Source organism: Paenibacillus haidiansis, from assembly GCF_036553665.1.
Taxonomy (GTDB): domain Bacteria; phylum Bacillota; class Bacilli; order Paenibacillales; family Paenibacillaceae; genus Fontibacillus; species Fontibacillus haidiansis.
This window is the reverse complement of the sequence record NZ_JAZHPZ010000012.1, coordinates 150679-165000: the sequence shown is the minus strand read 5'-3', so window position 1 is coordinate 165000 and position 14322 is coordinate 150679. Positions and strand designations below refer to the sequence as shown.

General features: G+C 51.3%; 11 protein-coding genes and 1 pseudogene. All 12 read right to left on the bottom strand.

Annotated elements, in window-relative coordinates:
- Positions 1-128: 128 nt before the first annotated feature.
- The 12 genes and pseudogenes from V3851_RS20275 to ligA all read right to left on the bottom strand — a co-directional run bounded on the left by V3851_RS20275 (position 129) and on the right by ligA (position 14077).
- Complete coding sequence (locus tag V3851_RS20275; protein WP_331848384.1) at positions 129-1601, bottom strand: ABC transporter substrate-binding protein; 1473 nt, start codon at positions 1599-1601, stop codon at positions 129-131.
- A 246-nt stretch (positions 1602-1847) separates the two neighbouring features.
- Positions 1848-2714 (bottom strand): MurR/RpiR family transcriptional regulator, encoded by an 867-nt coding sequence (locus V3851_RS20270; protein ID WP_331848383.1) that lies wholly within the window; start codon positions 2712-2714, stop codon positions 1848-1850.
- Between the two features lie 45 nt (positions 2715-2759).
- The gene (locus tag V3851_RS20265; RefSeq protein WP_331848382.1) at positions 2760-3809 is read right to left on the bottom strand and encodes a DUF871 domain-containing protein; all 1050 of its coding nucleotides are present in this window, start codon (positions 3807-3809) and stop codon (positions 2760-2762) included.
- A gap of 47 nt (positions 3810-3856) precedes the next feature.
- Positions 3857-5326 carry a PTS transporter subunit EIIC gene (locus V3851_RS20260; RefSeq protein WP_331848381.1) on the bottom strand — a complete coding sequence of 490 codons (1470 nt, stop codon included), beginning with the start codon at positions 5324-5326 and terminating at the stop codon, positions 3857-3859.
- A gap of 13 nt (positions 5327-5339) precedes the next feature.
- Positions 5340-6233 (bottom strand): N-acetylmuramic acid 6-phosphate etherase, encoded by an 894-nt coding sequence (murQ, locus tag V3851_RS20255; RefSeq protein WP_331848380.1) that lies wholly within the window; start codon positions 6231-6233, stop codon positions 5340-5342.
- Positions 6234-6562: 329 nt separating this feature from the next.
- Positions 6563-7942: a radical SAM/SPASM domain-containing protein gene (locus V3851_RS20250; protein WP_331848379.1), complete on the bottom strand. Its 1380-nt coding sequence runs from the start codon at positions 7940-7942 to the stop codon at positions 6563-6565.
- A gap of 170 nt (positions 7943-8112) precedes the next feature.
- The gene (locus V3851_RS20245) at positions 8113-9471 is read right to left on the bottom strand and encodes an ABC transporter substrate-binding protein (RefSeq protein ID WP_331848378.1); all 1359 of its coding nucleotides are present in this window, start codon (positions 9469-9471) and stop codon (positions 8113-8115) included.
- Between the two features lie 158 nt (positions 9472-9629).
- Positions 9630-9770 (bottom strand): annotated as a pseudogene (locus tag V3851_RS20240) (BRCT domain-containing protein); the annotation flags it as partial.
- 585 nt (positions 9771-10355) lie between these two features.
- Positions 10356-10655, bottom strand: coding sequence for a hypothetical protein (locus V3851_RS20235; protein WP_331848376.1), 300 nt, complete (start codon positions 10653-10655; stop codon positions 10356-10358).
- Between the two features lie 153 nt (positions 10656-10808).
- A complete protein-coding gene (locus V3851_RS20230) occupies positions 10809-11264 on the bottom strand; it encodes a hypothetical protein (RefSeq protein ID WP_331848375.1) in 456 nt (151 codons plus the stop codon).
- Positions 11265-11553: 289 nt separating this feature from the next.
- Positions 11554-11883, bottom strand: a complete 330-nt coding sequence (locus V3851_RS20225; RefSeq protein WP_331848374.1) for a hypothetical protein — start codon at positions 11881-11883, stop codon at positions 11554-11556.
- Positions 11884-12061: 178 nt separating this feature from the next.
- Positions 12062-14077 carry an NAD-dependent DNA ligase LigA gene (gene ligA, locus V3851_RS20220; RefSeq protein WP_331848373.1) on the bottom strand — a complete coding sequence of 672 codons (2016 nt, stop codon included), beginning with the start codon at positions 14075-14077 and terminating at the stop codon, positions 12062-12064.
- Positions 14078-14322 lie beyond the last annotated feature (245 nt).

Sequence of the window (14322 nt, the reverse complement as noted above, 5' to 3'; positions counted from 1 at the left end):
CGAAGCGACAAAAAATAATTTACCACGCCTGACGACGAAAAGCAATAAGTAAAATATCCCAACTTAATATAAACAAAGAAGACCACCCCGGGCAAATTGTCCGGGAATAGTCTTCTTGTACACAATCGCTAATTGGAAGGCTCCACTATAATTACGGAGCTCCCCGCGCTTGAACTTGATTCGGAGCCGCTTCCGTCGGCCGAATCCTCCGAGCCCTTTTTGGCTTCTTTGTCCTTGACGGCTTTGTCGAGGGCTGCCTGACCCTCCTGCTCGACCGCCTGCAAGGCTTCGTCTATCGATTTCGATTTCTTTTCGACCAATGCCATTTCCCTGTCGAGAATCTGTTGATACTCTTGATAAAACTCCATCGGGATTTTTTCCATCCGCTCGTACGAATCATTCGATAATTTCGGCTTCAACTTATAAAAGACCTCAAGGCTGTGTCCGTCATAATCTTTATTGAATCCCATCCGCGACAAAATCCCGTTGTTCATCGTTCTCGATTTGATTCTGGCGAAATCTTCACCGTTTATAAATTTGAGGAAATCCCAAGCGGCATCCGCATTCGGCGATCCGGCTCTGATGCCGAACAGATCGCTGAAGTAAATGGAACGCGTCGTCTCCGGATCGGTCGGATCAACCGGGCCCGAGACCATTCCCAGTTCAAACGGTTTGTAATCCTTTAGGCTATTTTTGACATCCTTTAAGCTTTGCAGCGTATACGGGTCACCGATTGTCATCGCCATCCGTCCCACCAGGAACAATTGACTTTTGTAGTATTCCTCCATCGTGCCGCCCATAAACCCTCCATCTTCGGGGTTATAGACCGCTTTCGATTCAACCGCATCGAGTGCAGTCTTGTAGGCCTTTTTCCAAGAGTCCGTATTGAGCGTCACCTTTAACGTATCCGGGTTGACTGCGCTTAGTCCCTCCGCAGAGGCAATTCTCTGGGCCAGACTGCTAAAGGACATACCTCCATATCTCTCCCCAAAGCCGTAAATCCGGGTTTTGTCATCGCCATCCGTCGGGAACCGGCGGGCCAGCTCCAGAATATCCGCCCAGGTCATCCCGTCGTGAGGAAGCTCAACACCGTATTTATTAAACAAATCGACATTATAAAATACGGCGTCCGCGCTAAAGGTAGGACTTAGCCCGTACAGCTTGCCTCCCCCTTTTTCCTTAAGCATTTCAATCAGTGCGGGATAAATCGTTTCGGTATTATATTTGTCCCGTTCAATCATGGCGTCCAATTCCATGAGTTCCCCGTCGGAGACCATTTTCTCGTAATTTTCCATGCCCAGCATCACGACATCCGGTTGTTCCTTTTTGATGAAATCCCGAATCGCTTTATTATAGTCGGTCACTTCATCGCCGGAGTATATGGATTGGGTGCTGATTACCTCCACATCGACATCCGGATACTGCATGGCGAATAGATCGCCGTATTGTTGGAAGAAATAACTTTCATCGTAAAACATCACTTTCAGACTTCTTTGGGTTTGCGTTTCCTTCTGCGGGTTCGGCGTACAGCCGGCAGCCATCACCAGCATGGCGCTCATCGCCGCAAGCACCAGCTTGGGCAGCAATTTGCCTTTTAACATAAGATCCTCCTTGAACATGATTTTTGCATGCTATGTACCTTGTGAGCTCCGATTTTACCCCCCGTATGATTTTTTTTAATCTGGTCTCTAGAGGTATAACGCATGTTCGACTCAGAAAGTTACAAAAAATTGCTAGTGATTCCACTTCAGCGGAAAAAAATTTGCATACCAAGAAGCCTTTCGGACCTGTCAAGGGACCAAAAGGCTTCTCGTTTGCTTATATGCCCGGAAATGACAGCAACCGGTCTAATCGGCAGCTTCGGTTCGCTTTAAACTGTTGATGGCATCGCGGGTCTTTTGGATTTTATCGAGCGAGGCTTCGATATCGATCGAAGCGCAAACATAATACAACACGTCGATAATGAAAAATTGACTATGCTTCGAGCCGGTCGCCGCGCTTCGGACCTTCGCTTCGGGAGCCAGGGAAGTAAACAGGCTGAAATCGCTAAGCTCCGACAGCTCGCTCTTCCCGAACCCGGTGAAGCTGATCGTCACCAGCCCCGTTTTCTTGGCGAACTTCATCATTTGCAATACTTCCTTGGTAGCGGCGCTGTATGATATTCCTATAAAAACGCTCCCCTTGGGCGCGTTCGCCATGCTCATGGTCAGAACGTGTAGATCCGATAAGGCGTAGGCGTTCTTCCCCAAACGCAGCCATTTCTGCGCGATATCCTCCGCAACCAAAGCCGAGGCGCCGACACCGTAAGCAAATACCGCCGGGGCGTTGTATAGGGTATGCGCCACTTTTTCTATCATTTCGAGGTCCAACAGGCCCACCGTATCCCGCAGCGACTGAACCGCATTCGAAAGAATTTTATCGACCAGGTCGGCGGTATTTTCATTCTTGTTCAAATCGTAATAACCCGACTTTTGGTCTTTGGCCAAATCGGCCGATATCGCCACTTTCAATTCCGGGAACCCCTTGAGGCCCATGGAACGGCAAAAGCGGACGACGGAAGCGCTGCTGGAAAGGGAACGGTTCGCCATCTCCTGCACCGACATAAACACGACTTCTTCCGGAGCGGACAGGACAAAGCGCGCCACCTTTTGCTCGGATTGCGTCAATTTAGGCAGCACATTCTCGATTCGCGACAAAATTTGACCAACACCCACGCCAACGCCTCCAATTAATCTTTCAACCATCTCAATACTATTATATTATTCCCGATCCTGATCTCTGGCAAGAAAACGGAACGGATAACGCCATTTCTGCAATAACGGCAGCAGCGGCAGATCCTCCTGCGCAACATAGCCTATGACGTTGACGCGCTCATCGGATGGCAACGGGTTCACCACGATTTGAAATTCTCCCTTATACCGCATATAGTTGTCGTTATCCAGGGTCAAGGCGCCCCGCGGCCGCTCCACACAATGGTCGGGCGGGATACTTCCCCGAAAATGCCGGCGCGCCTCCTCCGAGCGGATCACATCACGGGCAATATCCGGCCGATTATGATGAACTTCTTCCCATACATGGGATGGCCGCTGTTCGCGGATGCCGAGCAGCACGATTCCTTCATGCCATGAAATAAATTGCTTCATCGTCCATTCGCCGAGCGACAAGTCTCCGATGACCACCAGGTCCACCGCTCCTTCGGCATGCAGCTCCAGGTAGCTGGCGAACGGCGATTGATGCCGGTGCTGCTCCAGCGTCGGCAGTCCCTCATACAGTGGGCCCCGGCGCCGACCGTCCCCCGGAATAAAGGCGCCGACCTTCAAGCCTTGAGCTCTTAACCACTCGTTCTGCGCTTTGAAGGTGTTCCATTCCAGCCCCGTTTCCGGACGGGGGTAATAATTATGCCACGCCTCGAGGGCTGAAAAATCGGCCCCCAATTTTCCGAGATCGTCGAGGAAGGCTTGATCGATCGTACTGGCGTTCAAGGAAACCTGCCAGTTATGAGTCAGCGCGGCGATCTCGGCGTTTTCCATGCCGTTATCTATACGCAGCCCCGTAACGCCCCGGTCTTTAAGTTGTCCGAGCGTGAAGTTACGAAATGCCCGCGGGGACACGTCCACCATCAGTTCCATCCCGTGCTCGCCCGCAAACCCGCCGATCCGCCCCAACGGTTCAAGCAGGTCGGCCGGCTCCTCCTCGGGAATCTGCAAAGAGGTAAAAATCGTATCGAATCCGTATTGCCGCATGAAGGCCAAATACTCCAACGTACGGTCGATGCTCTGCTCTGTCAGCGAAACAAGTACGCCGCCCAATGAAAACCACTCCTTTATCTTTTCATTCATATCATTAACCGTATGAGTTACGCCTCTTTAGGCTGTCTCGCTTCCTTCGGCACGCCGAAAAAGTAAGTGAGCAGGAAGCCGAAGAGGTACGCCGTGATCAAGCCGAGCAAATAGATCCACCATTTGCCGTCGGCGATCAGCAGGAGCATTTCTATGCCGGTGGCTCCGATGGCGATCGCCCCGACGTTGCCGAAGTAGCCGATCACGGCTCCGCCAAACGCGGCCCCCAGGCATGCGGTTACGAAAGGCTTGCCGAGCGGAAGGGTGACGCCGTAAATGAGCGGCTCGCCGATGCCCATGACGCCGACCGGCAGGGCGCCCTTAATGATATTGGCGAGCGGTTTGTTTTTGTAGCAGCGGACCCAAAGCGCCAACGCCGCGCCGACCTGTCCCGCTCCGGCCATCGCCAGAATCGGCAGCAGCACGGTCATGCCCGTCTGGTTAATGAGCTCGATATGAATCGGGGTCATAATATGATGCAGGCCGAGCATGACCATGACCAGCCAGATTCCGCCCAGTACGAAGCCGGATAATGCACCGCCGACGGACAATATCCAGTTGACGGCTGTCAGCAGATAGCTGGCGACAAAGCCGGCAAACGGCATGATCAGGAAGATGGTCAACAATCCGGTAATCAGCACGCTGAGGAAAGAGGTCACAATGAGATCAATCGAATTGGGAATGATTTTATGCAATCTTTTCTCGATGATGGACAGAATCCACACGGCCAATACAACACCGATGATCCCGCCTTGCCCGGCGATAAGCGGATCGCCAGTAAACAAGTTGACGATGGGGAGCTCGGGCTTCATCCCGGTCAACAGCGTGGCGCCCCCAATGACGCCGCCAAGCGACGGACTGGCCCCGAATTCTCTGGCCGAGTTGATCCCGACGAAGATGGCCATATAAGAGAAAATACCGTTCTTAATTACATTCAAGATCAGGTTGAATTGCTGCCAGCTGTCCCCGGCCAGATGCCCGGACGTAATAAAGTTGGCGATCACGGAAGTGATCCCCGCCAGCAAACCTGCGGCTACAAAGGCGGGCGCAAGCGGAATAAAGATGTGAGAAATCGATTTCAAAAAATTTTTAATCGGAGTATTATTCCGTTGCTTATACTTTTCTTTATTTTTGGCGGCTATTCTGGCAGCTTCCTCTTTATTGTCCGATTTATTGTCCGGCCGTGCGCCGTCCATTGCCGGGGCCGAGACATCCGCCGGGATAATCTCGCCCATCTCAACCCCGCTGATATCGGCGATTTCTTTCGCCACCTTGCCGACGAGGCCGGGACCGACAACCACCTGAAGGGTGGATTCAACGACGACCCCCATGACGCCGGGCACTTTTTTCAGCCGATCGATGTCCGCCGCCTCCTCATCGCGTAAAGTGAGGCGGACACGCGTCATGCAGTGGGTCACCAGCTCGACATTTTCGATTCCGCCGATCGTATCCAGAATCCCTAAGGCCAAATCCTTCTCTTTTGCCATTGTCATATCCCCCTTACTTTTGTTGTATGGCCCGGCTAATAAAGCCGTCCGATTCCTCCAGCCTCTTCCGGGCTTCCTCGTAGTTCAGGCCCGCGAGCAGCATCGTCACGGCGGCCTTTACTTGGTGATGGCTCATTTCATAATATTTGGAAGCGGTTTCAACATCGCATCCCGTAATCTCCCGAATCATCGATTTAGCCCGGGCCACCAGCTTCTCGTTAGTGGGTTGAACATCCACCATCAAATTGCTGAATGTTTTGCCGATGCCGACCATCGCCGCCGTGGAGATCATGTTGAGCACCATCTTCTGCGCCGTTCCGGCTTTTAATCGGGTCGAGCCCGTCAACACTTCCGGACCGGTTACAATCTCAATCGGATACTCGGCGTACTTGCTGATTTCAGCATCTTTGTTGCAAGCCAGGGATGCCGTCGCGGCTCCTACTCCTGTCGCATACCTTAACCCGCCGATGACATAAGGGGTTCGCCCGCTGGCCGCGATGCCGAGGACGGTATCTTTGGCGCTTAAGTCCAGTTTCTCCAGATCCGCCGCTCCCTGTTCCGGCGAATCCTCCGCGCCTTCCACCGCGAAGCGTATGGCCGCGTCGCCGCCGGCGATTACTCCCTGCACCATCTCCGGGTCGGTACCGAACGTCGGCACGCACTCGACGGCATCCAGAATGCCCATCCGTCCGCTGGTGCCGGCCCCTAAATAAATAAGGCGTCCCCCCTCCTTAAAGCTCTCGATCACCCGCTTGGTTACAAGTTCGATTTCGGGCAGCTTCTCCTTGATCGCCAACGATACTTTGGCGTCTTCCTCTTGAATAAGTTCCAGGACCGATATCGTTGGCAGTTGATCCAAATCCATTGTGCGGCGATTTCTTGTCTCCGTTGTCAAATTATCCAGCAACCATATCCCTCCTCTTCTATCTGCCCTCAGTGTACATCAATAGAAATAAAATTACAATATATAAATAAATTTATGTAATATTATTTCAGAGTATGTTAGCATAATGTAATGATTGAACCTAATGATTAACCATCCCCCAAAATGAAAAAAATCCTCAAGCCGGAAATCAATCCAGCTTGAGGATTTCATGTTGCGAACCGATTAACTCAAATTACCCGGAACCGATTTGGAAACGCGGCCCGTTTTGACCAAAGCAGCTTGGGCTGCGGAACGGATTACCTTCACGACGCATTCACCTCCTTCACATCATGAAGTCATGATCCAGTCGTTTACGGCCGGGCCTGTTCCCCCGATCCGGCAAATTCCAGCGCGTCATCCCGCTCGTTCTGCAGCCAGATCGTCCTCAGCGTCCGCTTGATCTGACGCTTCTCGTAAGAGCAAGGGCGTTGGCCGGTACGCATTCTATACAACGGGCAATGATTGCCCTGGCAGGCAGGCCGGAAGAAACAGGCTTGGCATTTCTCATCCGTTTCCTCTCCGGACGTCGTCCACAGCGCCAACTTGTCATAATCCAGGTCCAGCGTGCCGTCGGGGTGAATCCAGCCGAGCCGGTTATTGTCCTGCTCCAGCGCCACCGAGCATTTATACAGGCGTCCGTCCGACCCGACGATCAGCGAATTCGGCTTGGCCGCATAGCACACGGCTCCCGTAGGCAGCAAAATATCCGAAATAAACGAGCTGACGGTAAGTCCCGCCTGAATCGCCTGTTCGTTGAATTCCCAGATTTTCGCGTCTTTGGTACGTTCGTCACACACCGGAAGGTTCAAGTCATTCTCCCCTCCCATACAGCCGACGGGACGGAAATACACCTTAAACCGCGGGTCGTCCGCGAACAGATCGCGCAAAACGGGAATGAATTCCGCGACCGCTTCAAGATTGCTGTTGTCGAAATTGACGCGTAAATTAATTTCAAACGGACGATCCACCTGCTTAAGAGACAGCAGATTATCGACAATCGTCCGGTACGTCCCTCCACCGCCGTTAAGCCCTCGCCGGGCGTCGTGCGTCTCGCCTTCGCCGTCCAGCGTGACCATGAACCGTCCGACGTTGAGATCAAGCATCTGCTCAAAGCGCTCCCGCGTCAAATAGTAGCCGTTAGTCGACATTTCGGCGCTATAGCCCGCGCCGCTTTGCTCACAGGATGCCATAAAAGAGCGGGACAGCCGTTCAATGATATGCGGGACGAGCAGCGGTTCTCCGCCGTGCCAGCTGATCGTCAAATGGTTCAGCGACTTGGCGCGGTCCCGGACATAAGCCTCGAGCCCCTCGATCACTTCCTGACGCATCGAAGCCCGCGGAAAATATTCATAGCAATAATTGCAGCGAAAATTGCAGGCCTCGGTGACCAGGAGAACCAGGTGCATCGTGTCCTGCGCGTGGATGGACTGATGCAGGAACAGAGCGCGCCGCATCTCGTCCGTCTCGCCCTTGACGAGAAAGCCTTGCTCGATCAATCCGGCGTACAGCGGGGGAGCGGGCTCCGGTATAGGCGCTGCCGGCCGCAGCCACTCCAATACTTGGCTTCGTTCCTCCGGCCCGAACGAGGCGAGCGCTCCCGTATAGCTGTTATACAGCATCAGGCCGCCGTCGTCGCTCTCGCTTTGCGCGTTAAATCGCGAGGGCTTCCACTGCAATGCGTCTTGATTCATCGATTGTATCCTTCCTTTTGATCAATTCGGAAGCCGAAGCAAATCCTTCGAAGTCGCTGCGTTTCACGCTTCCGTTTACCACTTAATTACTATGAGCGGAAGCGGAGAAGGAATACAATGACGAGGGTCACTATCTTGCTGCAAAAATTTCCCGAACAGCCGTTAAGCCTTTACTCCGTCAAAAGCGCTTGGCCATCCTGCTGTATCGCCTTCAGCGCTTCTTCAAGCGGCTTCGTCCCGTCCAGGACCAGACCGATTTCACGGCCGCGGATCTCCTGGAACCGGGCGGCAAAATCCTGCGGAATTTTATCCTGATTCACATAGCTCCGGTTCAGCTTCGGCTTCAACGCATAGAAGGCATCCAATGCGGTGCCTTTATACTCCTTGCTGTAATCCGTCCTGGACATCAGGCCGTATAAGGTTTTGGAATTGATTCTGGCGAATTCGGCGCCGTTCACGAATTTCCAAAACTCCCAGGCAGCCTCAGGATTCGCCGTCTCCGCATTGATGGCGACGATCTCGCCCAGACTGATCTCCCGGGTGTAGTCAGGTGCGGCTGGATCGACCGGAGCGGCCACGATGCCGTATTCAAACGACTTGTAGTCTTTGGTCAAGGACGGAGCTTCATTCAGCTGCTGCAAAGTCATCGAGCTGTTTACCGTCATGGCCGCGCGACCCGTCATGAAAAGGTCGCTTTGAACCGCTTCTTTAACCGTTCGCATAGAGGCTCCCGGGTCTTCGGGGCTGTAAATCGAATCTGATTTGTAGACGTTTAAGGCGAGCTCGTATACTTTTTTCCAAGAATCCGTATCTATGGTTATCTCCATCGTATCGGGGTTGAAGTAATTAAGGCCTGCCGCAGACGAAAACAGGATCACCAAATTATCAAAGGTCAGCGGATAATCGGCCGCATAGCCGTAATCGACATCCTGTCCACCCCCGTTCTCACCGCTTTGCCCCGGAAAACGTTGGGCCAATTCCATGATTTCTTCCCAGGTCATCCCGTCATGCGGCGGCTCCACCCCATATTCTTCAAACAGATCTTTGTTGTAATATAAGACGCTGCCATAAAAAGTGGGGTTTAAACCGTAAAGCTTATCGTCCCCAATCTCCCGCAGCGCCTCGACCAAACCGGAGAGAATCCCGTCCAGACTGTACCCATCCCTTTGAATCAAGGGATCCAGCTCCAGCAGCTTGCCTGCGGCGACGTATTTTTCGTAAATCGTGGAGTTCAGCATCAGAATATCCGGCTTCTCCCGTTCCACCAGCTCGTCGAAAGCTTCATCGTACGTCTTGCCCCCCGGATTATTGCTTAGCCCCTGCGTACTTACGACCTCGAATTCGACATTCCCCTCCTTCATGGTGAACAAATCGCCGTATTGCCGGTAAAAATAATCTTCATCGGAATACAGCACTTTTATGATCTTCGTTTGATTCTGCTCATCTTCTTTCAGACCCCGGGCGCATCCGGCGATCAGGCTGACGCCTAGGAATATGAGTGCAGTGACATACCATAGCTTCCCCTTCATAATACCCTCCTAAAAAATGGGTTAAGTTTTAGGAAAATAACGCTTGAGGAGAGAGGAAAGTTACAATTTCCGGTAAAGGAAAAAATCCCGGGCCGGGCGCTCCGAATGATAAGAGACGCCGGTCCGGGATTTAAATAAACGGTTCCGTTTATTGATTATTAACTGTCGCCGCCGTTTAACAGGCGGATAAATTCGTTCTCATCCTCGATCACGGGGATGCCGAGCTCCTGGGCTTTGGCCAGCTTGCTGCCGGCCTTCTCGCCGGCGATCACGAGGTCGGTCTTCTTCGACACGCTGCCGAGAGAGGCCGTAACGGCCACCCTCGCTCTTGTCCTAATCCTGATTCGCTACCTTAACGATCTTATTACCCGTAAAAAACTCCGCGATGGTGTAGTACCTCGGACCAGCATTATTGGCCTCTGGTTTTGGAAGATGCCTGAGATGAATGACCTCGTGCTTATCCAAGTTGTAAAAGCGGTACTCTTCGTCCTTATGTTCAAAGCCAAATTTGGTTGCTGATCGATCTACTATGTACCTTTTTATTCGTTCAGCAAAGTCTGCTTCAATACCGTCCAGATATCGTTTCGAAGAGTGGGCTTTATATAAGCGGAAAGATGTTTTCACTAAATACCATCACCTTATTCTATCAATTCGAATTGAAGTTAGTCCCATTATATCGCCAACATAAAGGCTTGACATCCTTTCTCTATACCAATTGCAAAAAGCGAAAACTGTCTATGATAATAAAGTATTTATGTTGTCTTAATTAATGAAACAGCGGTAGCCGCGAACTGAAAAATAAAGTCCTAGACTCCCGCCGCATTAATATTGTACTACCGTTCCCCATTCTCCAGTATATGGGATTTTGGGAATTAAACATAATTCTATGAACTAGAGGTATAACCTTTTGCTTTCATCACAGAACAGAATGCGCTTGAACTAGTTGTTGCGTTAGATTTAATCAAATCTTCGGCAATAATAGCTTCCTCTGCCCACATTGTAATTGGCGGATTTCTCTCAAATGGATGGTCTCCACGAGATATTCCAGAATCAAACTTCACCGCAAGAGTAAGTTTTTTATAACAATACTGTATGATTACTTCTTGAATTAACTTAGGTAATGGGAGGTTCTCATTCACTTTTAAAACATCAAATTTATCAAAAAGCTCCTTTAGAATTTCCACTCTGTTTTCGCTTACAAGTCTTAACTCCGTAAATTGAATTTAACTCTATCATGTCTTTCGACAGGACAAAAGGTGACCTAAATAAATATTTAGGTCACCTTTGTTAGGGGGGTGAAAAATACGATATCAATCTCTATCCCACATCAAGAGAGTTTACCAAGGTATATCTGCACTTTTTAGATATACGATACCATTGGGATTAGCTGCACTACCATGTACTTGTAATGTGTAAGCTCCTGAAGGAACACCACCACCATTTTTGGTCCAATCAAATGTTTCACCAGCTTTAACAGTTTTGTCTAATATTACACCATATTGAGGATAGTCATCACTTTGAAGTGTTACCCTAAACGATTGACTGCCAGTATTCTTAGCTTGTAACTTAAGATTACCTGAACCTTGGGCGATAGATAAAGTTTTCGTATAAGTGGTTTGTCCTCCTTCTAGTTTTAACTCCCATTCTCCAGTAATTGCAAAAGGAGTAATTTCAATCACTTCAGTTTCTTTAGATTTTAAATCACCATTTGCTGAAACAGCACTAGCAGTCCCAACAATAAGCGAAAGAGAAAACGCAGTTGTGCCAATCATCTTCATAATTTTACTCGCCATTACTTTATCCTTCCTCTCCTAGAAAATATTATGGACACGCCCCCTTCCAATATTTTACTCATAAAGAAATCATTGTGTAAATACTTCCAACAAAACATCTCATAAAATTATGCCATTCGACATTATTTCTTATTTTGAATTAATATAACTTTTATTTTCGAAATCAGGAGGCTTGTAAGGGATAACCCTATTCATGTCGATGGTGGTCGTCTCCTAAAGCCTGCTAAACAGTCCACTTCCTCGAATTGATCAAAAGATAACAAAATCCCTTTTCGTATTCTTAGAAATTTTATATGAGGAAATCAACCTCCACCATTGAGCTCCCTGAGGATGTGGAACTGAGCGGGAAGTACCCATAGCAATAGTATAATGCCCGTCTCAGCTCATCGGTGCTTTCATGAACGAGAAAACCGTGCTCGACCAGCCCGGCATACAGCGGCGGGGCAGGATCAGGCGCAGGTGTCCCGGCCTTTAACCATTCAAGCACCTGATTTCGTTCTTCCGGAGAAAATAAGGCAATCACGCCTGTATAGCTGTTATACAGCACCAATCCGCCGTCATCACTCTCGCTCTGCACATTAAAACTCGAAGGCCTCCGCAGCAATGCGTCATGATTCATCGATTCTTCCCATCCTTTTGTTCAATTCGGGTGTTCACCATAACATCGTGCAGGGAAAACAACCCGCGGTTCAATGACGACAATCACTCTCTTCGCGCAAAAAAATCCCCGACAGACGCCACAATAATTGGGCCTACCCGGGGACGGTGAACTAATCTATTCGATTGGTTATGCCGGCCTACTGGCCGTTTAATAGTTTGATGAACTCGTCTTCATCCTCGATCACGGGGATGCCGAGCTCCTGGGCTTTGGCCAGCTTGCTGCCGGCCTTCTCGCCGGCGATCACCAGGTCGGTCTTCTTCGACACGCTGCCGGTCACCTTAGCACCAAGGGCTTCAAGCCGGGCCGTCGCCTCGTCGCGGCCGAGCTGGTGCAAGGTGCCCGTCAGGACGACCGTCTTGCCGGAGAAGAAGGAGTCGGTGACCGGGGCCGCCGGCGCTTCAGGCGCTTTCGCTTCGACGCCGAGCGAAAGCATTTTGTTGATGGCGGCCTGCATGAACGGATCGGCGAAGAACGAGACGATGCTTTCGGCGACGATCAGTCCGATGTCCGGCAGCTCCGTGAGCTCTTCCACGGTGGCGTCCATAATCCGGGACAGATCGCGGAAATGATCGGCCAGCACCTTGGTGGTCGATTTGCCGGTGTTCGGGATGCCGAGCGCGAACAGGAAGCTGGCGAGATTCCGCTCTTTGCTCTCCTCGATCGCGCGGAGCAAATTGTTCGCCTTTTTCTCGCCGAAGCGGTCCAGCTTGATCAGATCCTCGAAGGTGAGCGTATATAGTTCCGCCGCCTCGCGGACGTTCAGCTCGTCGTAGAGCTGTTCGGCCGTTTTTTCACTGAACGTTTCGATGTCCATCGCGTCGCGGGAAGCAAAATGCGTAATCCGGCTGACGATTTGCGGCTTGCATTCAAACCGGTTGTTGCAGAACAGATGCGCGCCGCGCTGCTCGAGCGGGAATCCGCAGGACGGACAATTCACGGGATAAACAATCTCCCCGCCGTCCTGCTCCTCCGTCACTTTGCCGAGAATTTCCGGAATGACGTCGTTCGAGCGGCGAATAAAGACGCGGGTGCCGAGCGCGAATTTCAGGTTTTTGCGTTCGATATCCCCGATATTATTGAGCGTGCAATTTTGAACCGTAACTCCGGCCAGCTCGACCGCTTCCACTTTAGCCAATGGCGTGATTTTGCCGGTGCGGCCGACGTTCCAGGATACCGATTCCAGCACCGTAGTCGTTTCTTCGGCCTCGAATTTGAACGCCACCGCCCAGCGCGGGAATTTGTCGGTATACCCGAGCGCCTCGCGGGTGCGCATATCGGTAAGCTTGATGACCGCCCCGTCGATCAGATAATCGAGGGCGGAGCGTTTTTCAACGATCTCGTGAAGCGTCTCGATCACTTTGTCAAAGCTGTCGTGGTACGTCACATAAGGATTCACCTTGAAACGGTTGTCCTTGAGGAAGGCCATCATTTCCCGGTGATCGGAGAAGCGGATGTTGTCCGAATACCCCACATTGTAGAAAAAAGCGCTCAGCTTCCGCTCCGCGGTCGTCCGCGGGTTCAGGTTGCGCAGGGCCCCTGCAGCGGCGTTGCGGGCGTTTTTGAGCGGCTCGGCGGCCGTCTCGTTGTATTTGGCGAGAACGGACAGGTTCATAATGCCCTCGCCCTGCACTTCAATCGTCCCTTCCTTGTAAGGAATAGTGAGCGGGACGGACTTGATCGTCTTGACCTGGGCAAGAATACCTTCGCCGACGGCACCGTTCCCCCGCGTGGAAGCTTGAACCAGTTCCCCGTCCGAATAGGTCAAATTCAGCGTCAGGCCGTCGAACTTCAGTTCCACGACGTACGTGGGCGCCGGGAGAGGGCTGCCCGGATTTTTGGAGTTGTAATCCGCAATCAGCTTCAGAGCCCGGTTGTTCCAGTTCAGCAACTGCTCCTCGTTCTGCGCCTTATCTAGGCTCCAAAGCGGAGCCAAATGCCGGTGCGGCTTGAAGCCCTCGAGCAATTCGCCGCCTACCCTTTGCGTCGGTGAACCCGGAAGCGTTGTTCCCGTCTCCGCTTCAAGGGCAACCAGCTCATCGTACAGCAGGTCATACTCCTTGTCGCTTACCAGCGGTTGGTCCAACGTGTAATAGTGGTAATTAAACTGATTCAGCTGCTCGATCAGCTGCTCCATGCGCTGCATTTTATCCATGCAGGGACAACCCTCCTTTGTATGTATGGAAACGGAAGGCTAGACGTGCCCGATATCGCGTCGGGTGCTCTTCCGTTTCGTGTTTTACGGTTTTTGGATGCGTTCACGATTGATGCGCAGGTTGGTGGATCAATAAGGGCAAATTTAGGCCTTATTCTCGCCATTTTGCGCTGCCGGTCAAAAATAACGCCTAAAAATGTCCTTATTTGAGTAAATTGATGCTTATACCAGCCGATTTGGCGCAT